Genomic DNA, 25,505 nt, shown 5'->3' with positions numbered 1-25,505 from the left:
GGAAACACCGGACTGCGACACGGCGACTTTACGGATGCGCTCGCCGAGCTTTCTGCCCTGCGCGGGCGTGACGGTGCCGGAGGGCGCGGCGAAGCGTTCTGCTGTCGGCCAAGACTGTCGCGCCTCCCACGGCATGGCCGACAGGATCGTCGCATGCAGCCGATCTTCGTTCTCGTGCACAGTCCGTCTGTAGGTCCCTCGACCTGGCGCCCAGTGGCCGAACACCTGACAGCGGCGGGTTACCAGGTACGGGTGCCATCCCTGCTGCACGTCGGCGCCGGCGCTCCGCCCTTCTGGCCTCGCATCATCAGTGCCGTCCGCGACGACCTCCGGCAAGTCTCGGCCGGCAGCCCCGTCACATTGGTGGCACACAGCAACGCAGGCTTGTTTCTCCCCTCGATTCGCTCGGGCCTCGACCACCCGGTGACCAACTCGATCTTCGTCGATGCCGCGCTGCCGGCCCGCATCGGACCGACCCCTGTCGCCTCACCCGAGTTGCTGGAGTACCTCCGTCCGATGGCTGTGAACGGCAGGCTGCCGCGCTGGACCGATTGGTGGGACGAGGCAGACGTCGCGCCCATGTTCCCTGATCCGGGGGTGCGGCGGACAGTCGTCGAGGAGCAGCCCACCCTGCCGCTGTCCTACTACGAGCAGCACATCCCGATCCCCGACGGCTGGGACGACCACGCCTGTTCCTACTTGCTGTTCGGCCCTCCCTATGACGACTTCGCCGCCGAGGCGCGCCAACGCGGTTGGCGTGTGGCACAACTGCCCGGCTCACACCTCCATCAGCTCGTCGATCCTGCCGGCACAGCCCGGCACCTCCTCGAACTCGCCACCACGGGTTGATCCACCTCCGACCGGGGCGCACCCTTGGCATTCGTCACCCCCGAGGGGGTCTCCTGCCGGCGGCACCGGAGTGCGCGCACCGCCAGGCTGTCGCGTCCGTGCCGGTCAGGCTGTGGAGCCGGGGCCGGGCGGGATGTGAACGGTCATGATCAGGTGGCAGGTCTCGGTGCCCGAGCCGCGGTAGGTGTGGGTGGTGTCACCGTCGAAGGTGGCAGTCTGTCCGGCTTCGACGGGATGCTCGGTGCCGTCGACGATCAGTGTCATCCGGCCGGATGTGACGCTGACGGTTTCCACGACGCCGGCCTGGTGGGGGTGGCTGGGATATTCCTCTCCGGGCTCCAGTCTCCAGCGCCAGACCTCGACCGGAGCCGGTCCCGAGGTGGTCAGCATGAGCCGGGCCTCGCTTCCCTGCTCCCCCGCCCACAGAGGCATGACGGCATCGACGGACACCACTCGGACCCGGCCTTCGGCCGGTCCTTCCATCAGTGCGGACACCGAGATACCGAGGGTGTCGGCGAGGCGGACCAGGGTGGCGAAGTTCGGGTTGCCCTGGGCTTTCTCCAGCCCGACCAGGGCACCCTTGCTGACCTTGGCGCGGCGGCCCAGCTCGTCCAGGGACAGGCCCGCGCGTGTGCGTGCGGCCCTGACGTTGTGCGCGAGCGTGCGCAGGGCTGCTTCTGCCTCGGGCACTTGATCACCGTCCTGACGAGTGGAGCACTGGAATGGACCGTGCGGTCATTTGGTTGACAGCAGGCGGTCGTTTCATTGTACGGTCGGGTCGTTCCATTGTGAAAGTTGGGGAAGTGCCGTGCTCGCTCTGCTGCTGGCCCTGGGCAGCTCTCTCGCCTACGGATGCGCCGATTTCCTCGGAGGCCTCGGTGCCCGTAAGGCGCATGTGCTGCGCACCGTGCTGGTCGCGGCGCCGGCCAGTCTCGCCGTCGAGCTGCTGCTGTGGCCCGTCCTGGGCGCCTCGTTCACCTGGGCAAGCGTCGGGTGGGGCGCAGCCTCCGGCATCGCGTCCGCCGCCGCGTTCGCCCTGCTGTACCAGACCCTCGCGATCGGCCCGATGAACGTGCTCTCGCCCATCACCGCACTGGTGTCCGCCGCACTGCCGGTCGCGGTCGGGCTGCTCCAGGGCGAGCGCCTGGGCGTGGCGGGGCTTGCGGGTCTGCCGCTGGCGCTGGTGGCAGTGGTCATGGTGAGTGCCGGGCACGGAGCACGCTCGTCACGTCCGTCGCGGACGGCGCTGCTGCTGGCCTTCGGCGCGGGTGCCGCCATCGCCCTTCAGCTCGTCTTCCTGCACCAGGCGCCCTCCGACAGTGGTGTCGCCCCTCTGATCATCGGCAGAGCGGTCTCCTCGGCCGTCACCCTGGCCGCGGCCGCGGTGATGCGCCGTCGGCTGGGCCCGGAGAAGCCCGCCTACGCGATCTCCGTGGCGGCGGGCGTGCTGGATTCGCTGGCGAACCTGCTGTTCCTGCTCGCCGCCCGCAGCGGGGACCTCACCGTCGTCGCCGTGATCACCGCCCTGTATCCGGCCGGCACGGTGCTGCTCGCCCGCGGCGTGCTCGCCGAACGCATCCACCGCGGCCAACTCGTCGGCCTGGGCACCGCCGCCGTCGCGGTCAGCCTCCTCGCCCTCACCTGAATCGCCCCACCGTCCGCACTACCGCCGCCAAGGAGAATCGCATGTTCATCCAGCCCTGGGATGCCGGCCTGGACGATGCCGAATGGCAGACCTGGATCGCCGACGGCCACGACTTCGGCCAGCTCAGCGTCAACGGCCTGCCCGGCCAGGCGCCCATCGTCGTCCCCACCCACTTCACCACCGACAACGGCCAACTGCTGGTCCACCTCGCCCGGCCCAACCCGGTCTGGGAGGCGATCGAGCACGACCCGCACGTTACCTTCACCGTCATCGGCGACTACGCCTTCGTTCCCGGGCCCTGGCGCGCCAAGCCCGACATCCCGCCCACCGACGGCGTGCCCACCAGCTACTACGCGGCCGTCCAGTTCACCTGCCGCGCCCATATCGTCGACGCCCCCGAGGCCAAGGCCGACCTGCTGCGCCGCCAGATGGCCCACTTCCAGCCCGACGGCGACCACGCCCCCATCGACGTAGACCAGCCGCCCTACGGGCGGATGCTCCCCGGCATCCGCGGACTGCGCCTGGAAGTCACCGAGGTACGGGCCAAGTTCAAGTACGACGACCACAAACCCGTCGAGCACCGCACCGCCGTCGCCGGCCAACTCACCGAGCGCGGCCAGGGCCTGGACGTGCCCGCCGCACGCCAGCAACTGCGCCGCCTGGACCGCATCGGCCCCTGGAAGCCCTGAAGCCGGCCGCCGACCCACGCACGAGAGGAGGACCATCCTCATGACCGCCTTCCGCATCAGCCCCGCCGTCACCGGCGCCTTCCCCGACACCCTCATCGCCCTGGTCACCGCCACCGGCCTACGCGGCCACGAACCCTGGCCCGACACCACCACCGCTCTCCAAGACCTGGAGCAACAACTCGCCCTCGGCATATGGCAGCCCGCCGACGAGAGCGACCCGCGCATCGAGGCGTGGCACACCGCCTACCGCTCCTTCGGCACCAACCCCCGCCGTATCCGCCCCAGTGTCGACGCCCTCGGCCGGCGCATGACCAAGAAGGGCGTGCTCCCACGCATCAACCCGGCGGTCGACTCCTACAACTCCGTCTCCGTCCGCCACGGGCTGCCGGCCGGCGCCTTCGACCTCGACCACGTCACCGGCGACGTCGACATCCGCTACGCCGACGGAAGCGAGGAGTTCACCCCGCTCGGCGAGCCCGACACCGTCGAACACCCCAAGCCCGGCGAGATCATCTACGCCGACGCCACCGGCGTCCTCACCCGCCACTGGAATCACCGCGACGCCCACCGCACCCGCGTCACCGAGGACTCCGCCCACGTCGTCTTCGCCCTGGAAACCCTCCACGCCATGCGCGACGGCGACATCCTCAAGGTCGCGGCAGACGAACTGCAGGGCCTGCTCGTCCCGCACGCCGAGCGCACCGCGGTGCACTACCTGAGCCCCGCCCACCCCAACGCCGGTTCCTGAACCCTGAAGGTCTCGCCGCAGGCGTAGTTGTACCGGGGATGTTCACCGGATGCGGTGGGTCCTCCAGAAGGAGGTCAGGTCCTTGTCGGTCATGGACTGGGCGGCTTTCTTGAAGTCGGCGGTGGTGGAGACGCCGTACCAGTGGTCGCGGGCGTAGCGCTTGAGAAGGCGGGCCATGGTGGCGCTGCCGAGGGTGCGTTCCAGGTCTGCCAGGGCGCAGGGGCCGGCGGTGTAGATGAGGTGGTATGTGCCGCGGTGCGCCGACCAGTAGGCCATCGAGCTGGTGAGCGCGGCGTCCTGGTCGGGCCACTCGTCCGGGTCCCAGCAGTCGCGGGTGTCCAAGCCGTAGAAGCGGAAGTTGGCGTACTGGGCGAAGCTCTCGTCCAGCCAGGGCGCACGGTATTGGTCGTTGCCGACGATGCCGTACCACCACTGGTGGGCCACTTCGTGGACGACGGCGTTTCCTTCCTCGGTGGTGCCGAGCAGGACCAGGCCGGGATATTCCATGCCGCCGCCGAACTGCGGGGTCATCACCAGGTCGAGCTCGCCGTAGGGGTAGCGGCCGTACTCCGTGCTGAACCGGTCGACGGCTGCGGCGCCGTCCTGGCGGGCGAGCCGCACGCCCTCGGCGGGCGTGTCGGGTGCCCAATAGGATCTGACCCGTACGCCGCCGGGCGTGGTCTGGTCCGCGGTGCGGAACGGGCCTGCCGCCCACGCGAAGTCCCGTACCCGGTGCGCGACGCTGTGCGTGACAGTGCGCCCCGGCGTGCCGGGGCCGGTCCGCGTGCGGCCGGTCGCCGGAACCTTGAGGACCGACGGGTGGTCGAGCGTGACCTGGAAGTCGCCGGCCAGGGTGTAGAAGCTCTCGCCGGTCGACACATACGGATCGAGGTGCCATCCCGCCGCGTCATGCACGGCGAGCACGGGCAGCGCGTTGCCGAGGAAACGGAACGCGCCCTCGCGGCCGAAGCGGTCGTTGCGCCCGGGCACGGTGAGGGACAGGTCGAAGGAGACAGCCGTGCGCCGGCCGCGCTCGAGAGGTGCGGGCAGGGTGATACGCAGCGCCGTGCAGTCCACGCTGAGACGCCCCGCCGTGCCGCCGCGGACCCGGGACACGGTGACGGGGGAAGGGCTGCCGGAAGTGCCGCAGGCATCCACGCCGTTGCCCCACAACCGCAGGTACACCTCGCGCAGAGGCCGGTCGGAGGCGTTGCGGAACGACACGCGCTGCCGGCCCTTCCAATGGGTGCCGTCGGCGTCGGCGCGCAGGGTCACGTCGTAGCGCAGGTGATCGGGTGTCGCGACCTGCACGCTCTTCGCCGCGGCCGCGCGTTCGGGGGCGGCGTCGGCGACGCCGGCGCCGGCTCCGACGAGCAGCGCGAGTAGGGCAACGAGCAGACGACTAGGGGTTGTTGACGGCCACGCGGAGAGAGACGGCATGGCAGCCGATCGTGCCACAGCGCTCTCCGGGATACGCCCTCCTGTGCGGGAAGTAAGCGGGCCGGTTCCGTTTGCCGCGGCCGAGCACGACAGCGTGCACGGTTGCTGGACGATCGGGCCGGCGGGCGGGTCGCGGACGGTGTCAGGACGCCTCGGACGCCACCACAACGGCAGCCCCGCTTCGGGCTCCGCATACGCCAGTGATCAGCCGGCCAAGGTGGCGGCGGCGACCCAGGCCAGTCCCTACGGCGGGGCACCGGGGCAGGATTCGAACCTACGTCCACCCGGTCCCGAGCCAGGCGCTCCACCGCAGAGCTTCCCGGTGCCCATGAGCCGCAGACGAGGGCAGGGCTCGAACCTGCGTCCAGCCGGTTAAGAGCCGGCCGCTCCACCATCTGAGCTTCCTCGCCGGCCCCGAGTCTCCCGGTCGGCGGCGGCGAGGTCAACGCATTTCCGCCGCCGCGGGCCATGGCGGCTTCCCGGAGAAGACCCCTGCCGAGCGCAGCAGCGTGGCCAGCATCGGGTCGGCGACCGTAACACCGTGCACCAGCTCGGGCGTGGCCCGGAACGGCACCGGGCGGACCACCCGCTTCGCTCGGGTCCAGCCGCCCCGCGCGGGATCCACACCGTGGCGCCGGCAGACCTGTTCCACGAGCCACCCCGGGCACTCCGCCTCTCCACGCAGCACCTGCCAGGGCAGCGGCAGCTCGGCCCACACGCCGGTGTCCGGGTGCAGCCCACCGCCCGCCTGGCGGTGCCAGGCGGCCACGTCTGCCGCGACGAGGAGCAGCACCTTGCCGGGGCAGATCCGCTCGATGAGGTCCTGTGCGCCCATGGCCTCCAGCAGTGCGAACCAACTGGACCGTGCCGTGGTCCAGGCCCGTGCCGCCTGGTTCCAGGTGGTGGAATCCTGCCCGCGCTCCACGACCATGGTCGTGCGGTCCACCGGCTGCCGCTGCCACAGTTCCTCCAACTGCTCCGCGACCTTGAGCAGGATGCCGTACCAGCGCCCGAGCAGCAGTCCCCGCTGCTCGTCACCCACATGCTTCAGCACCTCGGCGGTGGGATGCACATGGGCGACGGCGAACCAGTTCGCGGTGTCCGCGTCCAGCCGCCGGAACAGGGCGTCGGCCACCTCGTCGTAGGGACGCTGCTGGCCGGAGACGGTGAACTCGCTGCGCAGGTTGGCGCGTGCGGTCAGGTACGCGATGAACGCGGCCGTGCCGGCATCGGCTGTGAACTCCTCGTACGGCAACCGGGAGGCGAGCCCGCTCTTGCCGATCACCGTGATCTCGCGCTTGTGCTGCTCCACCAGGATCCGGGCGAGCTTGGCCTCCATGCGGCGCAGAAGCCGGAACCGCTTGTTGTACTGCCGCTTGGACACCTCCCCCAGCCCGGCCTCGGCGCGCTGCTCACGATCGAGCCGGTCGGAGAGGAAGTCGCTGTGCCCGTACTGCTTGCGGATCTCCTCGCCCGCGGCCCGGATGACCGCCTCAACCTGCGCAGGATCATCCCCGGCAGCCTCCGGAAGCGCGGTGACGGTGGCGAACAGATCGGCGGCCCGGGCAAGTTGCCGCTGCGCGCCGACCGGGCCGGCGAAGTCCTCCAACATCGACGTGTAGCCGTGCCACAGGCTGCGCAGTGACGTCCGTGTCGCCTTCTCCAGCGTGGTCCGGGTGCGCCGGTCCAAGGAGCCCGGCGTCGTGTCGAAGAGGTCACGGATCAACTGGGCGACGTCCTCGGGGCGCTTGCGCTGCCCGAGGGAGGCATACAGCTCCCGCAGAAGCCGTTCGGAGTGCGCGGACATGCGCATCAGGCTGGCATCCCTGCCCACCGCCGCTCCACCGGTTATCGGCCGGACGCGGGCTTCCCGAGTCCCTGGATGGATGGCGCGGGGAGGGCCGGACAGTCCGGCCCTCCCTTGTGTGCACTGGGAGTTACTCGGTGACCTCGTGGTCGTGGCCCTCGTGCAGGCCACCGCCGCTGCCCGCCGAACCCTTGGTGTTCTGCGGCGCCACCGGCCTGCTGAGGAGGCTGGTGTCCCAGGCGTACTGGCCCACCGCGTTGGCGATGACGTCGATGTTGACGTCGAACGCCTTCATGTTGATGTTCTTCAGGTTGTCGCAAGCGGCGTGGTAGCAGGCGTCGTACGCGACACCGGCCTTACCGCCGTACACCTTCGCCTGCTCGGCCGTCTTGACGCCCTCGGCGCCGGTGAAGGTGCCGCCCGAGGGAATGCCCACCTCGATGAACGGCCCGTAGTCCGAACGGCCGGTGAAGTCGGTGCCCTCGTGCGGGATGCGCCGGCTGTCCAGGTAGTCGGTGATCTGCCGCTCCAGCTGCGCCGAGCCCTCCGGGCCGGGACCGGCACCGACCTGGTCGGAGTCGTCGCCGTCGTAGACGAACTGGGCGTAGTTCGGCGAGGCGATCATGTCGAAGTTCAGGTAGAGCTTGACCTTCGCACGGTCCCCCGCCGAGAGGCTGTCGACGTACGCCTCCGAGCCCAGCAGGCCGAACTCCTCAGCCGACCACCAGGCGAAACGCACCTTGTTCTGGGTCTTCTCGTGGGCGAGGTTCAGGGCCACGTCGAGGATGCCGGCGGAGCCGGAGCCGTTGTCGTTGATGCCCGGGCCGGCCGCCACCGAGTCCAGGTGGGCGCCGAACATCGCCACGTTGTCGGCGTCGCCGCCCTTGGTCTCGGCGATGACGTTGTAGGTGCGCCGCATCTCCGCGAAGGTGCGGATCTCCAGGTTGACGGTCACTGCGCCGGAAGCGGCCTTGGCCGCCAAGGCCTGACCGTCCGCCTGCGTGACGCCACCGGTCGGGATCTTCGCGACGTTCGGGTCTCCCAGGGTGCCGTTGAGCGCGCCGTCGGTGTTGTTGTAGATGATCGCGCCGACCGCGCCCGCACCGGCGGCGGTCGCCTGCTTCTCCGCAAAGGTGCAGCCGCCGCGCTTGATCAGCGCGATCTTGCCGGTGAACGTCCCCGGCGCGTAGTCCCCCGGCTCGCAGCCGGTGGTGTCGTCGACCGGCACCACCGCGACCGGGGCGGTGATGCCGCCGGTGGGGCTGTTGGCGGAGTACGTCATGGCGATCAGCGGAATGTCCTGCTGCTGCGGCGACACCACCCGCAGGCTCTCCGCCAGCGTCTGGCTGAACTGGTAGTCGAACTCGTTCCGGGTCACCGAGTACCCGGCCTTCCGCAGCAGGCCCTCGACGTATTCGGCCGACTGCCGGTGCCCCTCCGACCCGGCCACCCGGGTGTTCCCGTTCTTGTCAGCGATCCGCTGGAACTTCTTCAGATGCTCGTAGGCATCCTCGGCGTTGCTCTTCTTGACGAGCTTCTGTGCAAGCTTGGCAGCCTCCTTGGCAGGGTCGCTGTGGGCGGAGGCGGTGCCCGATCCGATCAGCAACAGCGGCGCTATGAGCCCTGCGGCGGATACGGCGGCTACCGTGGTGCGGCGGTTCCGAGCGTTCAAGACGCGTCCTTCCGGCAGTCCATCAGAAATGGGCGTAATGGCCGAAAACAGGCCGAACGGGCGTCCGGCTGTACTCCGGGGCAGGCAGGGATGGCCGGATCGTCCACCCCCCTGCCACCGGCAAGGAGAAAGGTATCTGCTCAGTAAACGCTTGGTAATGGGTTGACGAGAATCTTCGATGCCGACGCCGCCCGTTGGGGGGCCGAGCGCAGCGACCGGCACCTATCCAACCGAAGTTGACCGGATGTCACCGGTGCTGACTAGTGCCGCGGCAGGCAACGTTTGCCCGTGAAGGAGCGGCGTCCGGTGCGTGCTATCGGCGTGCCGGCCGGAAGTCCTCGTACTGGACGTACTTGGGCTTTCGGCCGGTGCGGCGAGAGGGCGTGCCGGGCGTCGCGACGGGGCGAACGTTGTCTGTCGGGGCACTAGAGTCCAGGGCATGCCGAAGGTGGATGTCGACCGCTATCTGGAACGACTGGGTGTCGCGGCTCCCGAGACCCCGTCAGTGGCGGGGCTGCGGGCGCTGCACGCCGCGCATGTGGCGCGGGTGCCGTACGAGACGCTGGAGATTCATCTGGGGCGGGCGACCACGGTGGATCCCGAGGAGTCGGTGGCACGGATCCTCCGGGGGCGCGGCGGCTACTGCTTCCACCTCAACGGAGCCTTCGCCACTCTGCTCGACGCGCTGGGGTACGCCGTGACGTGGCACCGCGGCGGAGTCCAGGGCAGTCAAACCGCCCAGCCGCCCGGCGCGAACGCCAACCATCTGGCCCTCACGGTGGTCTGCGAGGGCGAGACCTGGTTGGTCGACGTCGGGCTCGGTGACGCGCTGTACGAGCCGCTGCCGCTCCGTGCCGGGGAGTACCGTCAGGGGCCCTTCACCTATCGGCTCTCGCGGTCGGCGGTCGAGCCCGAAGGGTGGCGCTTCGACCACGACCCCCGCGGCTCCTTCGCCGGGATGGACTTCACCATGGCGCCCGCCGGGCCGGACGACTTCGCCGCACAGCACCGGGAGTTGTCCACCTCGCCGAGTTCGGGTTTTGTCCGGGTCGCCTCCGCGATCCGCAGGGATGCGGCCGGCACGGACGAGCTCCGGGGCTGCCTACTGGTCCGGACGGGCGGTGACGGGCGGTCGGAGCGGGAACTGACCACCGAGGCCGCCTGGTTCGGAACCCTCGCGGAGGTCTTCGGTCTCACCCTCACCGACGTCGGCGAGGAGGAGCGTTCCGCGCTCTGGAAGAGGGTGCGGTCGGCCCACCGGGCATGGCTCGCCGCCCGCGCCGGCTGACCAGGTGGCCCCATGTGGTGTGCCGGACCACACAGTTGCCCGCCCGCACCTTGCCCGGTTGACCGCCCTCGCCGCTGCCGCTCGTGCCACGTACCACGTCATCGCTCCCGAGTATGGGGGCCGGTGGGACGCCGGTCCGGACAGACTGGGCCCGTGCCGAACTCGACCTGCTGGATGGCCGTCCAGCGGGTCGGCACCATGCACGCGTATGTGACCACGGTGACCCGCCCGTTGATCAGTACACGGCAAGGTGGAATCCTGCGCGCGTAGGACGGTGTCCCGGCCTTCCCGGCCGCGCGCCGTTTCCCGCGAGCAGAGAGCGAGCACCACGTGAGACAGCCCTCGTCCCGCAGAAAGCCCTCGCCCCACACATTCCGTGCCCTCACCCGCGCCGTCAGCGCCCTCGGCACGACGACGGCCCTACTGGCCCTCACCACCACCGGCGTCCAGGCCGCAGCACCGGCCTCCCCCGCCGGGCGCGGCGAATCGGACCTCGCCCTGGCCAGCGTCCAGGCCGACACCGCCGCCGAGCAGCAGGCGCTCGCCGCAACCGGCCTCGACATCATCGAGGCCGACGACAAGCACGCCGAAGTCCTGCTGCACTCCCCGGACGACCATGTCGCCCTGGCCGCCGGCGGCTGGACGTACCGCACCAAGAGTGTCGACGACGACCTCGCCACCCTCGACGACGCACGTGCGGCCGAGGCCGCCGCGGCCGCGGCGGGGGAGAAATCCACGCTTCCGACCGGCCGCGTCGAGTACCGCGACCTCGACACCATCAACACCGAACTCAAGGCCCTCGCCAAGCGGTATCCGAAGCAGGTCAAGCTGTTCCGGCTGCCTCACACCACCCTGCTGGGCAAGACTGTCTACGGCGTCGAGGTCACCGGGGACGTCAACGAGTACGCGGGCAAGCCGGAGTTCCTGCTCACCGGAGTACACCATGCCCGCGAGTGGCCCACCGCCGAGCTGACCACGGAGTTCATCACCGAGGCCGTCACCTCGTACGGCACCGACGACCGGTTCACCCATCTGATGGACTCGAGCAGGATCGTCGTCGTGCCGGTGGTCAACGCCGACGGTTACGACGTCTCCCGCTCCCGCATCAACGAGATGAAGCGCAAGAACTGCCGCGTCGCTCCCGGCCTTGTGCCCACCGCCGCCGACTGCGAGGACCCGGCCAACGCCAACTCGGGCGTCGACCCGAACCGCAACTACGGCGCCTTCTGGGGCGGCCCCGGCTCCACCACCAACCTCCTCGCGAGCGACCACCACGGCTCGGCGCCCTACTCGGAGCCCGAGATCGAGAACATGCGCGAGTTGGTGAACGCCCACCAATTCACCGTGGCCATCAACGCGCACACCCCGGATGAACGTCTGCTGCGTGCCCCGTCGTCCCCGTTGGAGCCCGACCCGGTCGAGGAGGACCTGTACCAGTCCCTCGCCGAGTCACTCGGCTCGGACCTCGGCGGCTGGCCGTCAGGGCCGTGGCCCGAGGTGTACTACAACGCCTCCGGCACCGCGGAGGAACACGCCTTCTACACCTCTGGCACCTTCGCGTTCACCCCCGAACTGATGCCGGGATTCAACGGACTCCTGCGCTTCCACCCGCCGTACGAATATGTCGCCGACCAGTACTGGGGCACCGGCATCTACCAGGGATCAAGCGCCCGCGAGGCCTTCCTGCACGCCTGGGAGATGTCCACCGACCGGGCCCTGCACTCCGTGATCAAGGGCAAGGCGCCGAAGAACATCGAACTACACATCACCAAGGACGTGACACTCAAGTCGTCCCCCACTCCGGTGGCCGACGGCGGCACCGTCCCGACGGACCAGCACCTCGAGTCCACCCTCAAGGTGTCCGACGACGGTACCTTCACATGGAACGTCAACCCGTCCGTGCGGCAGTCCCAGGACGCCTCCCGGCTGCTCCAGGAGTCCTGGACGATCTCCTGCCTCAACCCGGCAGGAAAGGTGATGCATTCCGAACAGGTCACCGTCACCCGCGGGGCGTCGGCCACGGTGAACATGTCGGAGTGCCCAGGCGGCCCGAAGCGCCATTGACGGCTGGAGTCCTCAGGGTCAGTCCGTGTGTCTTGAACGGAGTGCGCCGGCCCCCACCGGAAAACCGGCGGTCACCCGGGAGGGTGACCGCCGGTGTCAGTCCTTGCCCACGTCTCCGGGTTCCTTGGCCCGGAGCCCGGCGGGCCTTTGCCGGGTCAGTCGAAGTAGTCCGGCTGGCTCTGGACGTTCAGCTGGTCCAGGTGGATCTTTCGGGCCGGGTCGGTGCGCTGGTCGTTGACCTTGAGCACGTCGAAGCCCTTGGCGATGTCGTTCGAGTAGATGTAGCCGTTGTAGTAGTACGCGGACCAGGAGCCGCCCACGGTCAGCCGGTCCGTGGTGAGCGGGCCGCGCTCGAAGTAGCCGATCTCCTTCGGCTGTGTCGAGTCGGTGAAGTCCCAGACCGAGACGCCGCCCTGGTACCAGGCCTGGACCATGATGTCGCGGCCCTTGACCGGGATCAGCGAGCCGTTGTGGGCGACGCAGTTCTCGGTGTCCGCCTGGTGCCGGGGGATCTTGAAGTAGCCGCGGAAGACGAGCTTGCGGTTGTCGCCCTTGCCGACGATGTCGTAGATGCCGTCGGCTCCGCGGTTCGGACCGATGGCCGCGTTGCAGGTCGCGGCGCCTCCGCCGCCGAGTTCGTCAGTGAAGACGACCTTCTTCGCGGTCTGGTTGAAGGTCGCCGAGTGCCAGAACGCGAAGTTGACGTTGTCCTGGACCTGGTCGATGACCTTCGGGTGCTCCGGGTCCTTGATGGACATCAGGATGCCGTCGCCCATGCAGGCACCGGCAGCCAGGTCCTTCGACGGCAGCACGGTGATGTCGTGGCAGCCGGTCGTCTTGGAGACACCCGGGTTGGTGGGCGCGCCGGGGTTGCCGCCACCGTCGGGGCCGTCACCCGGGAAGAGCACCGCGAAGTTGACGAGCGCGGCCTTCTGGGGAGCGTCGCGCGGCACCTTGACGATCGAGATGCCGTCGTGCGGGGGCTGGCAGTCGGGGAACGACGGGCTCGGGGAGTACGAGGACACGTAGATGTAGACGTTGCGGCCATGGGGAACGATGGAGTGCGTGTGTGAGCCGCAGTTGGTCTCGACGGACGCGACGTACTTCGGGTTCTTCTTGTCGCTGATGTCGAAGACCTTCATGCCCTCCCACGACGACTTCTCGGTCGCGGGCTGCGGCGTGCTGGAGCAGGAGTTGTCGCTGCGTGAGGAGTCGGTCGACAGGAACAGCAGGTTCCCGGAGACGGATATGTCGTTCTGCGACCCAGGGCACAGCACCTGGGAGACCGTCTTGGGAGCCTTCGGGTTGCTGATGTCGAAGATGCGGAAGCCGTCATAGTTGCCGGCGAACGCGTACTTGCCCTGGAAGGCGAGGTCGGAGTTCAGGTCCTTCAGGGCGTCCTTGGGGATGTTGGCGACGTGTTCGATGTTGTCGGAGTGGACGACCTCGTCCTGCGCTGGTATCTCGCCCTTGGCGATGGCCGTTCTGGTCTCGGCCGCCTCGCTCTTCGACACACGCTGAGGCGCGGTGGCGCTGTCGCCGGGGTCGGGCGTCGCCACGGCCGGAGCTGCCGTGAGCAGCGCCGCCAGCAGGCCGCCAGCGGCTGCCACAACCCCGAGGTGTCTGGGCCGTGTTCGGGGACTGTTCAACAGGTTCACTGTTTCCTCCCTGGTCTCCGTTCACAAGGGAACGGTTCACGGACAACGGCAGTATCGTATTTTCCATGTACAGATCAAAGGATGGCAACGCACTCACCGTGAAAGTCTTTGATCGTGCCAAGTGGCTGGGGGTCACCGCTCTCGCCCTTGTCGCCCTCACAGTCAGCGGGTGCGACTCGGGCACGGACGCTCCGGCGAAGAAGAGCGCGCCCGGCCCCTCGGTGATCGCGCCCGGCAAGCCCGGTGAGCCCGCCCGGACCCTGTCCGCCGAGGACGCCGCGAAGGAGGTCCCCGACGGGTCCCCCAACGGGGCGGACTTCGAGTACGTCGAGATGATGATCGTCCACCACGGCCAGGCCCTGGAGATGACCGAACTCGCCAAGCACCAGGCGAAGTCGAGCGGCGTGAAGCGGATCGCCTCACGCATCGCCGCAGGTCAGGGGCCTGAAATCGACGCCATGAAGGGGTGGTTGAAGAACCACGGCGGGGGACGGCGCACAAGTGGCGGCGCGGGCTCGGGGCACAACCACGACCATGCCACGATGCCCGGCATGGCGACCGAGGCACAGCTGAAGCAGTTGCGCGCGGCGCGGGGCGTGGCCTTCGACGAGCTGTTCCTGAAACTCATGATCATGCACCACAACGGCGCGATCGTCATGGCCACGTCGGCGCTCTCGGACGGCAACAACGTACAGGTCGAGGAGATGGCGAACGAAGTGATCGCACAGCAGACCAGCGAGATCAGCCGGATGCGTGCGATGCCCTGACGATCGGCGTGGCGTTCCACGGGCCGCTCCCCCGAGGCGCTTTGGTCACTGAGTGCTCGAGGACGGTCTCTTATCCCAAGGCCGCCAGAAGTGCGCGCTCCGTGTCCGCGGCGAGTCCGGCGCGGCGCGGCCGGTGGAGTCCCTGCTCGTGTTCCCAGCGCAGAGTGTCGGCGAGGAGGTCGGTGCGGGATCGGTGGCGCAGCCCCGCGGCGGTGGCGGCGGATCCGTCGCGCGCCGCCCAGCCCTCCCATCCCGGTTCGACCACCCACATGGGCAGTGAGTCGGGGCCCATGTACTCGGTCACTCCGTGCGCGAGGAGCTGTTGGGACGCGACGGGGACGACCGGTCCGGTGTGTCCGCCGACGCCTCGAGACAGCTCGATCCACTCGGCGAAGGGCACAGTCGGGCCAACCGCGTTGTATGTGCCCGTGGTTCGGCGTTCCGCAGCGTCAAGGAGCCACGTCGCCAGGTCGCGTACGTCGATGGTCTGCGTCGGTGCCTTCGGGGTGTCGGGGACGAGCAGCGGCGCCTGCGGGGCACGGGCGGCGCGGGCGACCCAGTAGCCGGAGCGGTCGCTGTGGTCACCGGGCCCGCCGATGAGTCCGGCACGCGCGACCAGGAGTCGGTCGGCCAAGGCTGTCCGGGCAAGCGTTTCACAGGAGGACTTGGCCTCGCCGTACAGCTCACGACCGACCTCTTCGTGCTCTGTGGCGGTCAACAGGGCGGCGGACTCGTCCGCACCGGGCTCGCCGTGGGAGGCGTACGCGCTGATCGAGGAGACGTAGATCCAGTGATGTGCCCGCGCGCCCAGGGCCGCAACAGCTCTGCGTACGAAGCCGGGTTGCCAGGACACCTCGAGCACAGCGTCCCATTCCCGGTCGGGCAGGGACGCGTACGCGACGGGGTCGCGCCGGTCCACGGCCACCAGACGCGCGCCTTCCGCGACGGGCCCGCTGTCACCACGTGCCAGGCACGTCGCCCGGTGGCCACGGTCGAGGGCCTGCCGGGAAACTTCACGCCCCAGCCAGGCCGTACCGCCGAGGACCAGGATCTCCATACGCTCCATGACGGCACTCAATCAGCACGGCCGGATCACACCAAGAGGCTTCTGCCGTCGGCAGAACCACAGAAACCCGCATGCGGCGCTCGCGCAGCCGCCGCGCACCAGCGCCGGACTCACGCTGGCCGGGACGCGACTGGGAGAGCGTGCGCTTCACGACGTTCTGGCTCTGTGGTGTGATCGCTGTGGTCAACGGGAAGCGCCGGCCGCCGGCGGGGGCTCGGCCGCTTGGCAGGCCGGGCAGATGATCTGCGCATGTTTTCCGTATCGCCGGGTGAGCCCCTGGCAGCGCGGGCAGTAACCGACCTCTTCAGGCGTGCACCCCAGCAGGCGCGCAGCGGCCGTCCGGTCGGTCGCCGGGTCGATACGCTGAGCCATCTCGTCCACATGCACGAACATATCCGGGCATACCGGACCACCGCATGCGCAGCTACGGCGCTTACGCGAAATCGATGTTCATCTCAGTGCCGGCCGGCAGAAGGCACAGCGCTCGACGGTGGGATCCGTGAGCGCGGCACGCGCCTCGTCCACCCTGATCCCGCGATCCGGAGGTGGCGCGGAATGGGCCGGAGCTTCCCGGCGGCGGTGTCGGTGCGGGTGGCGCGGGTGGTCAGGGTGGTGGCGATGCGCCGGGTGGCAGCCATGCCACCCGCCGCAGACTCCATACGGCGTTCACCGGTTCACCTGCGGGGTGACTTCCTCGATCACGACGCCGTTCCAGAAGGCGACGTGATTCTTGATCTTCCGGGCAAGCGGGCTGGGATGCCGGTAGGACCAGGCGGCGTCCGGGTTGGTCCGCTCAGCGACGGTCACCGTGTAGTAGCGGGCGAGCCCCTTCCAGAAGCACAGCGACCTGGTCCGGCTCTCGGTGAAGTACTCGCGATGGAGCGACTCGGGCGGGAAGTAGTGGTTGCCCTCCACCACGACCGTCCGCTCGGCCTCCGCGAGCACGGTGCCCTTCCATACGGCGCGCATCATGACCAGCCACCTCCGACGAGATCCTTGGGCTCCATACCGCGACGCTGGAGCACAGGCCACCGGCCCGACGGTGACCGCGCTTACGCTCCCCCGCCCGTGTCGGCAGCCGCGCGCAGGGCCTGCCTGAGCTGGTCGACCCCGGGCGCACCAGCCAAGCCATGCTGGGTGCGGTAGACCCGGCACGCCACCGAGGGCGAGGAGCCGGGCTGGGCGAACGGGTCGCGGCCATTGATCAGGATCGTCGGGGAGCCAGTGAATCCCGACCGCTCGGCCTCAGCCTGATCCGTGATCACCCTGGTGGTGAAGGTTTCGCCGGACAGCCCGGCGCCGTCCAGAGCCTCCCGCAGCTGCTCCTCGGCAATCTGCTGGTTGGGGCATCCTGACACCACGAAAATCTCGATCTTCATACCTCCAGGATCGCGCATCTGGACATGTTTCAGACCACGCACCCACCAGCACTCAGGCGAGAGGTGGTCACATCGACGGCGGCCGATGGCTGAGCGGGGAACACCGGCCTTTCGCGACGCCGTGTAAGTGTTCGCGCACGTGGAAGGATGAGGCCATGTGGTCACGGCTGCCGTTCGGGGAGAGGTTGCGGGCTGAGCTGGGTTCGCCTCGCCGGACTCGCAGGCTGGGCAGCAGTCCGCGATCACGGGTATGGCGGACAGAGCTGTCCGGCACACCGGTGGTGGTCAAGCAGCTCATCGAGGGTCCAGGGGCCGCCGAGAGATACGCCCGCGAGGTGGCCGCGCTGCGGCTCGCGTCCCGGGTCGACCCGCCCGTCGTGCCAGCACTCCTTGGCGCAGACCCCGTCGAACGGGTGCTGGTCCTGGAGCACTTGGACCACCGATCGCCGGCTGACGACTGGCTGGTCGGCTATGCCGAGGCACTGGCCCGACTCCACGCGGCCACCACTGCTGACGACGCCGGCCTTCTCCCCGCCTGGTCCGCTCCCACCGGAGACGACATCGGCTCCTTCCTCGGGCTCGCTCGGACGCTCGGCTGCACGGTGCCATCCGCAGTGCGGACCGAGCTGGACGACCTCCTGAACCGCCTGACCCACACATCCGGACATGCCCTGCTGCACGGCGATCCCTGCCCCGGCAACGACATGCACACCAGCAGCGGGGTCAGGTTCATCGACTTCGAGCAGGCCTCGCTCGGCCATGGACTCGTGGAACTCGCCTACCTCCGCATCGGCTTCCCGACCTGTTGGTGCGTCACGGCCCCGGCTCAGCCCCTGCTGAACGCGGCGGAGTCCGCCTACCGCACGGCCTGGCGCCACGCGACGGGCGCCGATCTCCAGGACGATCTCACCGACACGTGCGCGAGCTGGCTGCTTCGAGGCGACGCACTGGTTGAGCGGGCGCACCGTGGGACCGCCGACCACCTGTCCAAAGTCCCCACCAGGGACTGGCGGTGGGGCACCGCGACAGCTCGGCAGCGGCTCGTCCACCGGCTTGGGATCATCAGCCGGATGACCATGAGCGGCAGCGAACTCGAGAATCTGGGGCAGCTCGCCGTGGCCATGCGCGACGCCATGCTCACCCGTTGGCCCGCGCTTCAACCACTGCCGGCTCAGCGGCCCTAAGGGCCCCCGGTCACTTGGCCGGAGGCACGAAATCCCGATCCGCCGAAGAAGCCCGCCTGAAGAAGCAGGAGCTGAGACCGCTCGGTCCAGATGTTCAAGGAGCGGGGGCGCCGTTGATGGGCGGTGTGGGGCGGTTCAGGCGCCAGACCACGTCGATGCCGCAGCCGGAGGGAGCGGCAGGTGGTGTGGGCTGCTCACGCCCAACTTCGGTGAACCCCAACCGGCGCGGAATGGCACCACTGGAGGTGTTGGCCAGATCGTGCGTGATTTCCAAGTACTCCACGTCCGGCAGGGCGAACCTCTCGGTGACCAGGGCGGCCGTCGCCCTCGTGGCGATGCCCTGGCCGGCGGCGGCAGGGTGCAGCCAGTACCCCATCCTCCATCCCTGCGGTTCGGCCCCGCGGTAGGTCTGGCACATGCCGATGGGCGTGCCGTCTTTGATGACGGCATAGTTGTAGATTTCGCCGCTTGCCCACTTCGACTCGGACTTCGCCAGAAAGTCTCGGGTCCTCGTCTCGCTGTGCTGGGCGACCCACGGCATCCACGGGCGCAGGTGGTCCAGAGACTCCTCGATCAGCTTGAATGCCTGAGCGAAATCGCACTGTCCCCGCCAGCGCCGCAGGATGAAGTCTCCGCACTCGATGATCTGACTCGGTCGGTCCATGACAGCCATGATTGTTTCGCAGAAAGGGTCACGGCAACGAGATATGAGGAACCGGCGCGCTGAAGTTCCGCGAGCGCGACCAGCATTCATCCGTCCTGTTCGTTGGCCGGGTGACTGGTGGACTCGGCGTCCTCGGTAGCAGCCCAGGCGGCGAGGAGTTGGAGCTTGTCGTGGTCGGAGGTGTGGGGTGGGGCGCTGTAGGCGGTGAGGGTCAGACCAGGCTGGGCAGGTAGTTCCATGGCATCGAAGTCGAGGGTGATCTCGCCGATGGCAGGGTGCCGGAAGGCTTTGCGGCCGGTGTAGTGCAGGCGCACGTTGTGCTTGGCCCGAGCGGTGCGGAATTCGTCGCTGCGGGTGACGAGTTCGCCGATCAGGCCCGTCAGGTCGCTGTCGCCGGGCGCACGGCCGGCCTCGGTCCGCAGCAGGGACACGGTGGTGTTCACGGACTCCTCCCAGTGCGGGAAGAACTCGCGTCCGGCGGGGTCGAGGAACTGGAAGCGGGCCATATTGACCGGCTCCCGAGCTCTGCCGGTGTAGAGCGCGCCGGACGCGGCCTGGGCGCGGACATCGCCCGCCAGGCCCTGGCCGCAGGGCACCAGGTCGTGGCCACCGGCCGCCGCCCCGAGCGCGTCCTGGAAGCCCTCGGCGGCGAGCACGGCAATCTGCTGACCACCGCGCTGGACATCACGGACTCGCAGGCGGCCCAGAGCGCCGCCCAGGCCGGCGTCGACCGTTTCGGCCGCATCGACGTGCTGATCAACAACGCGGCCAACTTCTACGCGGGCTTCTTCGAGGAGCTGTCCGAGCGGCAGATCCGGGCGCAGATCGAGACGAACCTGTTCGGGCCGATGAACGTCACCCGCGCCGTCCTGCCCGTGATGCGTGCCCAGCGCTCGGGGCACATCGTCACCGTCTCCTCCCTCGCCGGCGTGGTCGGTGTCGACTTCTGTGTCGCCTACTCGGCCGCGAAGTTCGGCGTCGAGGGCTTCATGGAGGCCCTGCACCATGATGTGGAGCCGTTCGGCATCCACACCACGATCGTGGAGCCGGGCTTCTTCCGCACCGAACTGCTCGTGGATGCCTCCACCACGTATGCGGAGCTGTGTATCGAGGACTACGCCGAACGCACCGCCGCCACGAGGAAGCAGTGGGAGTCCATGAACGGCCGGCAGGCCGGCGACCCGGCCAAGCTCGCCGACGCACTGCTCAAGGTGGCCGACCTCGACCGGCCGCCACTGCGCTTCGTCGCCGGCGACGACTGCCTCCAAGCCGTCGAGGCCAAGGCCAAGGAACTGCTCGCCCAGGTGGCAGCCTCCCGCGAGCTCGGCTCCGGCCTCGCCCACACCGGCGCCGCGAACACCGCACCAGCCACCACGACATCGAGGAGGAGAGCAATGGAACACGTCACGAGCACCCCCACCGTGAAGGCCCCCGCCGAACGCTTCACCGGCGACGTCTACCTCAACCTGATCGAGGCCCCCACCGAACCGGCCCGCCTGGCCGTCGGCCTCGTCCGGTTCACGCCCGGCGCCCGCACCAACTGGCACTCCCACGCCAACGGCCAGATCCTCCACATCACCGACGGCGTCGGCCTGGAGGTGCCGGCCAGGGTGTCGCCGTCTACCGTCACGGCGAAGGTCAGGTTCAGCCGCAGGGGCTTGGTGGTGGACTGCTTCCATGTGAGCTGGTCACCCGCCAACTCCACATCTCTGAGTGGTACTTCCTCCGCCGTGCCACGGGCGACACCGGTGAGGCCCGTGTCCTTCCCGCGGAGTTCGACGGCGGCCTTGATCACGCCGATGGGAGTGGCGATGGACAGGTCCCAGATGCCTTCGACGGACATGGAGTGGTTCTTCTCCTTTTCGCTGTACGGAGTGGCGGGGCGCGGGGAGGGCCGGTCGGTCACAGGCGAGTCGGCTCCGGGCCCTGCGCCCGCCAGACCGTGCCGCGGCGCTCGTACGCGAACAGTTCCTCGACGGCGTGTGCGATCCGGGGCCCCACCTCCCGCTCCAGAAGGTGGAGGGCGAGGTCGAGCCCGGAAGTGGCTCCCGCACTCGTGACGAGGTCGCCGTCGTCGACGACCCGGGCGTGCACCGCGTGTACCCCCGTGGCGTCGAGCAGGTCCAGGCCGAGGTGGTGGGTCGTGGCGGGCCGTCCCTCGATGAGCCCGGACAGGGCCAGCACGAGCGAGCCCCCGCAGACGGCGCCGACCATCATCGCCGGGTTGTCCAGGGCACCCTTCAGCAATGCGGGCAGCGGGGTGGACAGGGTGCGGCCCAGCAGTACGGGGACGGTGGGCTCGGACGCCTCCTCGACCGGCACATCGCCGGGCTCCCCGACGGGCCCCGACGCGCCGGGCACCAGAACCACTCCCGCACGCCCGGGGTCGAGCGCGGCTGTCGCGCGCAGGGCGAGCCCGCCCGTGCCGCTGACCACGTCGCGCGGCCCTTCGGCGGAGACCAACTCGACCTGGACCGCCCCGCCGGACGCGGCGCCACCGGCGTGCAGCACCTCGTACGGGGCGATGACATCGAGCGGATCGAAGCCGTCGAACAGGACGATCTGAACGTGCATGGGATGGTTCCTTCGCATACGACAGGTCCCGGGCCGCGCCGGGATCGCCACCGACGCTAGCCAGCCGCACATCCGCGCCCCAGTGGCATTCATGACGGGTATCAACGGGATGTCGCCACATCGTGTGGAGTCGTCCTTCGGCACACCTGACCTGGTGGTGACGACGTAGCAACGGTGGCGGGAATGCGATGACGCGGTATGTTCTCGCCATGCACACCATCGCCGTCCTGGCGCTGGATCAGGTGATCCCCTTCGACCTGTCCACGCCGATCGAGGTCTTCTCCCGTACTCGGCTCCCCGACGGGCGCCCCGGTTACCAGGTTCGTGTGTGCGCCGAGCGCCCCGAAATCGACGCCGGCGCGTTCACGCTCCGCGCGCACCGGGCACTCGACGGCCTCAAGGGCGCGGACACGGTCATCGTGCCGGGCACGGCCACCCCCACCGCACCGCTCACGCCCGCGGTCCGCGACGCGCTGCTGGCGGCCGCCGCGGACGGCACCCGGATCGCGTCCATCTGCACGGGCACCTTCCCGCTGGCCGCCACCGGACTCCTCGACGGACTGCGCGCCACGACGCACTGGATCGCGGCGGACCTGCTGGCCGCGCTGCATCCGAAGGTGACGGTCGACCCCGATGTGCTGTACGTCGACAACGGGCAGATCCTCACCTCGGCGGGCGCCGCCGCAGGCCTCGACCTGTGTCTGCACATGATCCGCGGCGACTACGGCTCGGCGGTGGCCGCCGACGCGGCCCGGCTCTCCGTCATGCCGCTCGAACGGGAGGGCGGACAGGCGCAGTTCATCGTTCATCAGTACGCGCCCACACCGCAGGGATCCTCCTTCGAGCCCCTGCTCACCTGGCTCCAGGACAACCTGGGCCGGAACCTGACCCTCGCCGACATGGCCGCGCACGCCGGCGTCAGTACCCGCACCCTCATGCGCCGCTTCCGCGAGCAGACCGGCGCCACCCCGCTGCAATGGCTGCACCGGGCGCGCATCCGGCAGGCCCAGCACCTCCTGGAGACCACACAGCACCCGGTGGAGCGGATCGCGGGACAGGTCGGGTTCGGATCGCCCACAGCATTCCGCGACCGCTTCAAGCGGACGACGGGCGTCAGCCCACAGGCGTACCGCCGCACTTTCAGTTGAACTGACCCTGCTGGGCCCGCAGCCACGCGCGTCGTGGAGCCATATCCGCGCCTCCACCCGCGTCCCGGAATAGCCGCGGGCCCGCCCCGCGTTACCGCGCACATGACGACGAACGCGCCGCGACCCGAGGTGCTGCGCTACACCGCCTTCTCCAGCGCCCCCGACGGCGGAAACCCCGCCGGCGTCGTTCTGGACGCCACCGCTCTGGACGACAGCGACATGCTGGCCATCGCCGCCGACCTCGGATACTCGGAGTCCGCGTTCCTGACCGCGCCCCCGGAGGGCCTCGGCGGCCAGGAGGGACGGGCGTACGGCATCCGTTACTTCAGTCCCAAGGCCGAGGTGCCGTTCTGCGGGCACGCCACCATCGCGACCGCCGTCGCGCTGGCCGAGCGGATGGGCCCCGGGGAACTGGTGTTCGCGACGCGCGCCGGCACCGTGCCGGTGGAGGTGGCCGAGGAGAGCGGGACGGTCAGGGCCACACTCACCAGTGTCGAGCCGCACATCGGAGACATCGCCCACACCGACCTCGCAGAGGCACTCACAGCCCTCGACTGGCCGGCCGCCGATCTCGACCCGGCCTTCCCGCCCCGCATCGCGTTCGCCGGCGCCCGCCACCTCGTACTCGCGGCGGCGACTCGCGCGCGCCTCGCCGATCTCGCGTACGACTTCCCGCGCCTCGAAGCCCTGATGCACCGCTTGGACCTGACGACGGTCCAGTTGGTGTGGCGGGAGTCGGCCACCGTCTTCCATGTCCGTGACCCGTTCCCCGTCGGCGGCGTCGTCGAGGACCCGGCGACCGGCGCCGCGGCCGCCGCGTTCGGTGCGTATGCCCGTGAGCTCGGCCTGGTCCCCGAGGACGCGGTCCTGACCCTGCATCAGGGCGAGGACATGGGCCGCCCCGGCGAACTCACGGTGATGCTGCGCGCGGGTGACCCGCGCGTCCGGGTCAGCGGCACGGGAACTCGCATCGGCTAGTCGGTCCTGGCCGACCCGGCAGCGGCGCCTCCACCGGTGACGGCGGTGCGGGTGGATTCGTCGACGTGGAGCGTGAAGACGTCGGGGCGCGCGTAGTGGCCGGTGGGGTCGAAGTCGAAGCGGGCTCGTGCGAGGTCGTCGAGGTCCAGTTCGGCGGTCAGGATGCCCTCGCTGTCGCGCAGCGGGCCGGCGAGGACCTCTCCGAGCGGGGAGACGATGACGGAGCCGCCGCCGATCAGGACGGTGTCGGGCGCGTCGCCCTGGACGGGGTGGAGGTCGGCGGGCAGGGCTTCGCGGCGCAGGTACTGGTTGGCGCTGAGCACGAAGCAGCGGCCCTCCAGGGCGATGTGCCGCATGCTGGCCTGCCAGGCGTCGCGGTCGTCCACGGTCGGCGCGCACCACAGGTCGACGCCCTTGGCGTACATGGCCGTACGGAACATCGGCATGTAGTTCTCCCAGCAGATGGCCGCGCCGAGGCGGGCGGTGCCGGTGTCGACGACCGGGAGGGTGGAACCGTCGCCCTGGCCCCACAGGTAGCGTTCGGCGGCGGTCGGCATGAGCTTGCGGTGCAGGCCCAGGTAGCCGTCGGGGCCGAAGAAGAGGGCGACGCAGTAGAGGGTGCCGCCCCGGCGTTCGACGGCGCCGACGACGGCGTGGCAGCCGAGGTCCCGGGTGAGGGCGGCCAGGGTGTCGGTCTCGGGGCCGGGGACGTCGATGGCGGCGGCGTGGTAGCGGCGGAACAGTTCACGCCCGGCCGGGGTGCGGCTGCCGACGGTGATGTCGAAGTCCAGGCCCTTGGGATAGCCGCCGAGGAACGCCTCGGGCAGGACCACGACCTCCGCGCCTCGGTCGCCGGCGGCCTCCTGGATGAGTTCCTCGGCGCGCTTCAGCGCGGCCTGCGTGTCGAACAGCGGGGCGGCCGCCTGGACGACGGCAGCGGTCACGGTACGGCGGGACTCGGGGGGCGCGGCAGCGGCGCGGGGCAGCGAAGTCATGGCACTGAGACTAGGAATCCCTCGAATCATCGAGCAAGGCAGTGGCGGGGACAGGGGTTGACGCGACGCTTTCCGTATCGCCGGGCAGGTCGCCCAGGGGTTCTTCCCTGGTGACGACCCGGTCGGCGTCGCGCATCAGCTGATCGGCGGCGGTCACGCCTCTGCCTCCGGGTAGTCGTCCAGGATGGCGAGCGCCGCGGCGGTCGCGGCGACCGGGTCGCCGGCACGCACTGCTTCGAACAGCGCCGTGTGGAAGGGGTCGTCGCCGGCGTCGTCCATGCACTGGTTGGCCTTGACGGTCTCCCACAGGACGTCGCTCATGTTCCGGTAGAGATCGCTGAGCACCGGGTTGTGGGACGCCTCGGCGATGCGCAGGTGGAAGTCGACGTCGGCATCGGTGAAGGCGTCCAGGTCCCGGGCCTGGCCTGCGGATTCCCTGCGTGCCATGGCTTCGCTGATCACGGCGAGATCGTCATCGGTGCGCGTCGTACTGGCGAGGCGGGCGGCGACGATGTCCAGGCCGCGGCGGACAACGAGGATGTCGGCGGTCCTCGCCCGGTCGAAGTGCCGGCGCAGCGCGACCTGGCCCTCGTCGGTGGCGATGACGTAGGTGCCGTCGCCTTGACGGGTGGTGAGCAGTCCGGCGTGGACGAGCACCCGGACCGCCTCGCGGATGGAGAGCCGGCTCACGGCGAGGGTCGCGGCGAGCTGGTCCTCCGGCGGAATCCGGTCGCCCACCTGCCATGTACCCCGCGCGAGTTCTCCCCGCAGCTGGTTGATCACAGCGTCGACGATCGACATTCGTGCGACGGGTTTCATGCAACCCTCTTCCCTAATCATCAGATGACTTGATAACCATATGACTCTCCAGGGACGGAGTTCCAGCCCTT

Annotated in this window: 24 protein-coding genes, 2 tRNA genes and 2 pseudogenes; 11 read left to right on the top strand and 17 right to left on the bottom strand. The window is 69.5% G+C overall.

Annotated features, from left to right (window positions below):
* Positions 1-153: 153 nt before the first annotated feature.
* The gene (locus ACWEK3_RS17130; protein ID WP_453249994.1) at positions 154-849 is read left to right on the top strand and encodes an alpha/beta hydrolase; all 696 of its coding nucleotides are present in this window, start codon (positions 154-156) and stop codon (positions 847-849) included.
* A gap of 105 nt (positions 850-954) precedes the next feature.
* Here the strand turns inward: ACWEK3_RS17130 and ACWEK3_RS17125 are convergent, their stop codons facing one another.
* Positions 955-1,539: a helix-turn-helix domain-containing protein gene (locus ACWEK3_RS17125; RefSeq protein ID WP_453249993.1), complete on the bottom strand. Its 585-nt coding sequence runs from the start codon at positions 1,537-1,539 to the stop codon at positions 955-957.
* A gap of 118 nt (positions 1,540-1,657) precedes the next feature.
* Between ACWEK3_RS17125 and ACWEK3_RS17120 the strand changes: the two genes are divergently transcribed.
* Genes ACWEK3_RS17120 through ACWEK3_RS17110 form a run of 3 tightly spaced genes read left to right on the top strand, consistent with a single transcriptional unit; the run spans position 1,658 to position 3,931 of the window.
* Complete coding sequence (locus ACWEK3_RS17120) at positions 1,658-2,494, top strand: EamA family transporter (RefSeq protein WP_453249992.1); 837 nt, start codon at positions 1,658-1,660, stop codon at positions 2,492-2,494.
* A 41-nt stretch (positions 2,495-2,535) separates the two neighbouring features.
* Positions 2,536-3,183: an FMN-binding negative transcriptional regulator gene (locus tag ACWEK3_RS17115; protein ID WP_450543079.1), complete on the top strand. Its 648-nt coding sequence runs from the start codon at positions 2,536-2,538 to the stop codon at positions 3,181-3,183.
* A gap of 40 nt (positions 3,184-3,223) precedes the next feature.
* On the top strand, positions 3,224-3,931 hold the full coding sequence (locus tag ACWEK3_RS17110; protein ID WP_453249991.1) for a B3/B4 domain-containing protein: 708 nt from the start codon (positions 3,224-3,226) through the stop codon (positions 3,929-3,931).
* 42 nt (positions 3,932-3,973) lie between these two features.
* On the opposite strand, the gene ACWEK3_RS17105 is transcribed toward ACWEK3_RS17110, so the two are convergent.
* The 5 genes from ACWEK3_RS17105 to ACWEK3_RS17085 all read right to left on the bottom strand — a co-directional run bounded on the left by ACWEK3_RS17105 (position 3,974) and on the right by ACWEK3_RS17085 (position 8,850).
* A complete protein-coding gene (locus tag ACWEK3_RS17105; RefSeq protein ID WP_453249990.1) occupies positions 3,974-5,371 on the bottom strand; it encodes a M1 family metallopeptidase in 1,398 nt (465 codons plus the stop codon).
* Positions 5,372-5,623: 252 nt separating this feature from the next.
* A tRNA-Pro gene (locus ACWEK3_RS17100) sits at positions 5,624-5,697 on the bottom strand.
* A gap of 11 nt (positions 5,698-5,708) precedes the next feature.
* Positions 5,709-5,781: transfer RNA gene (locus ACWEK3_RS17095), tRNA-Lys, on the bottom strand.
* 32 nt (positions 5,782-5,813) lie between these two features.
* A complete protein-coding gene (locus ACWEK3_RS17090; RefSeq protein WP_453249989.1) occupies positions 5,814-7,178 on the bottom strand; it encodes a hypothetical protein in 1,365 nt (454 codons plus the stop codon).
* A gap of 130 nt (positions 7,179-7,308) precedes the next feature.
* On the bottom strand, positions 7,309-8,850 hold the full coding sequence (locus ACWEK3_RS17085; RefSeq protein WP_453249988.1) for a M28 family metallopeptidase: 1,542 nt from the start codon (positions 8,848-8,850) through the stop codon (positions 7,309-7,311).
* 439 nt (positions 8,851-9,289) lie between these two features.
* Here ACWEK3_RS17085 and ACWEK3_RS17080 point away from each other — a divergent pair, with 439 nt between their 5' ends.
* Positions 9,290-10,138: an arylamine N-acetyltransferase family protein gene (locus ACWEK3_RS17080; protein ID WP_450542827.1), complete on the top strand. Its 849-nt coding sequence runs from the start codon at positions 9,290-9,292 to the stop codon at positions 10,136-10,138.
* Positions 10,139-10,468: 330 nt separating this feature from the next.
* Entirely contained in the window at positions 10,469-12,202 is a 1,734-nt protein-coding gene (locus ACWEK3_RS17075; RefSeq protein ID WP_453249987.1) for a M14 family zinc carboxypeptidase, read from the top strand.
* Positions 12,203-12,357: 155 nt separating this feature from the next.
* Here ACWEK3_RS17075 and ACWEK3_RS17070 read toward each other — a convergent pair whose 3' ends face one another.
* Positions 12,358-13,860: an LVIVD repeat-containing protein gene (locus tag ACWEK3_RS17070; RefSeq protein ID WP_450542823.1), complete on the bottom strand. Its 1,503-nt coding sequence runs from the start codon at positions 13,858-13,860 to the stop codon at positions 12,358-12,360.
* 65 nt (positions 13,861-13,925) lie between these two features.
* Here ACWEK3_RS17070 and ACWEK3_RS17065 point away from each other — a divergent pair, with 65 nt between their 5' ends.
* A complete protein-coding gene (locus tag ACWEK3_RS17065) occupies positions 13,926-14,627 on the top strand; it encodes a DUF305 domain-containing protein (RefSeq protein ID WP_390877796.1) in 702 nt (233 codons plus the stop codon).
* A gap of 70 nt (positions 14,628-14,697) precedes the next feature.
* On the opposite strand, the gene ACWEK3_RS17060 is transcribed toward ACWEK3_RS17065, so the two are convergent.
* The 3 genes from ACWEK3_RS17060 to ACWEK3_RS17050 form a co-directional block, all read right to left on the bottom strand.
* Positions 14,698-15,684, bottom strand: coding sequence for an oxidoreductase (locus ACWEK3_RS17060; protein WP_450542831.1), 987 nt, complete (start codon positions 15,682-15,684; stop codon positions 14,698-14,700).
* 675 nt (positions 15,685-16,359) lie between these two features.
* On the bottom strand, positions 16,360-16,665 hold the full coding sequence (locus ACWEK3_RS17055) for a DUF427 domain-containing protein (protein ID WP_450542821.1): 306 nt from the start codon (positions 16,663-16,665) through the stop codon (positions 16,360-16,362).
* 80 nt (positions 16,666-16,745) lie between these two features.
* Entirely contained in the window at positions 16,746-17,072 is a 327-nt protein-coding gene (locus ACWEK3_RS17050; protein ID WP_450542819.1) for a hypothetical protein, read from the bottom strand.
* A 155-nt stretch (positions 17,073-17,227) separates the two neighbouring features.
* On the opposite strand from ACWEK3_RS17050, the gene ACWEK3_RS17045 reads away from it, so the two are divergent.
* Entirely contained in the window at positions 17,228-18,256 is a 1,029-nt protein-coding gene (locus ACWEK3_RS17045) for a phosphotransferase (RefSeq protein ID WP_450542817.1), read from the top strand.
* A gap of 94 nt (positions 18,257-18,350) precedes the next feature.
* Here the strand turns inward: ACWEK3_RS17045 and ACWEK3_RS17040 are convergent, their stop codons facing one another.
* Positions 18,351-18,929: a GNAT family N-acetyltransferase gene (locus ACWEK3_RS17040; protein WP_453249986.1), complete on the bottom strand. Its 579-nt coding sequence runs from the start codon at positions 18,927-18,929 to the stop codon at positions 18,351-18,353.
* A gap of 77 nt (positions 18,930-19,006) precedes the next feature.
* Positions 19,007-19,444: pseudogene (locus ACWEK3_RS17035) on the bottom strand (MmyB family transcriptional regulator); the annotation flags it as partial.
* Between ACWEK3_RS17035 and ACWEK3_RS17030 the strand changes: the two are divergent.
* Positions 19,376-19,945 (top strand): annotated as a pseudogene (locus ACWEK3_RS17030) (SDR family NAD(P)-dependent oxidoreductase); the annotation flags it as partial. The pseudogenes ACWEK3_RS17035 and ACWEK3_RS17030 sit on opposite strands and share 69 nt — an antisense overlap.
* Positions 19,946-20,376: 431 nt before the next feature.
* Here the strand turns inward: ACWEK3_RS17030 and ACWEK3_RS17025 are convergent.
* Both ACWEK3_RS17025 and ACWEK3_RS17020 read right to left on the bottom strand, forming a co-directional pair.
* Complete coding sequence (locus ACWEK3_RS17025; protein WP_453249985.1) at positions 20,377-20,763, bottom strand: hypothetical protein; 387 nt, start codon at positions 20,761-20,763, stop codon at positions 20,377-20,379.
* Positions 20,764-20,822: 59 nt separating this feature from the next.
* Entirely contained in the window at positions 20,823-21,494 is a 672-nt protein-coding gene (locus tag ACWEK3_RS17020; protein WP_453249984.1) for a DJ-1/PfpI family protein, read from the bottom strand.
* A gap of 209 nt (positions 21,495-21,703) precedes the next feature.
* On the opposite strand from ACWEK3_RS17020, the gene ACWEK3_RS17015 reads away from it, so the two are divergent.
* Entirely contained in the window at positions 21,704-22,642 is a 939-nt protein-coding gene (locus tag ACWEK3_RS17015; RefSeq protein WP_453249983.1) for a GlxA family transcriptional regulator, read from the top strand.
* A gap of 102 nt (positions 22,643-22,744) precedes the next feature.
* Positions 22,745-23,620 (top strand): PhzF family phenazine biosynthesis protein, encoded by an 876-nt coding sequence (locus ACWEK3_RS17010; RefSeq protein ID WP_453249982.1) that lies wholly within the window; start codon positions 22,745-22,747, stop codon positions 23,618-23,620.
* Here the strand turns inward: ACWEK3_RS17010 and ACWEK3_RS17005 are convergent.
* Genes ACWEK3_RS17005 through ACWEK3_RS16995 form a run of 3 tightly spaced genes read right to left on the bottom strand, consistent with a single transcriptional unit; the run spans position 23,617 to position 25,434 of the window.
* Positions 23,617-24,615, bottom strand: coding sequence for a nitrilase-related carbon-nitrogen hydrolase (locus ACWEK3_RS17005; RefSeq protein WP_453249981.1), 999 nt, complete (start codon positions 24,613-24,615; stop codon positions 23,617-23,619). The two genes, ACWEK3_RS17010 and ACWEK3_RS17005, sit on opposite strands and share 4 nt — an antisense overlap.
* Before the next feature lie 10 nt (positions 24,616-24,625).
* Entirely contained in the window at positions 24,626-24,772 is a 147-nt protein-coding gene (locus tag ACWEK3_RS17000; RefSeq protein ID WP_453249980.1) for a hypothetical protein, read from the bottom strand.
* A complete protein-coding gene (locus ACWEK3_RS16995; RefSeq protein ID WP_453249979.1) occupies positions 24,769-25,434 on the bottom strand; it encodes a FadR/GntR family transcriptional regulator in 666 nt (221 codons plus the stop codon). The genes ACWEK3_RS17000 and ACWEK3_RS16995 overlap by 4 nt, the downstream gene beginning before the upstream one ends.
* Between the last annotated feature and the right edge of the window lie 71 nt (positions 25,435-25,505).

The sequence above is a fragment of the Streptomyces sp. NPDC004721 genome (genome assembly GCF_053601495.1).
Note: the sequence above shows the minus strand (reverse complement) of the source record. Positions and strands in the feature narration are given on the sequence as shown.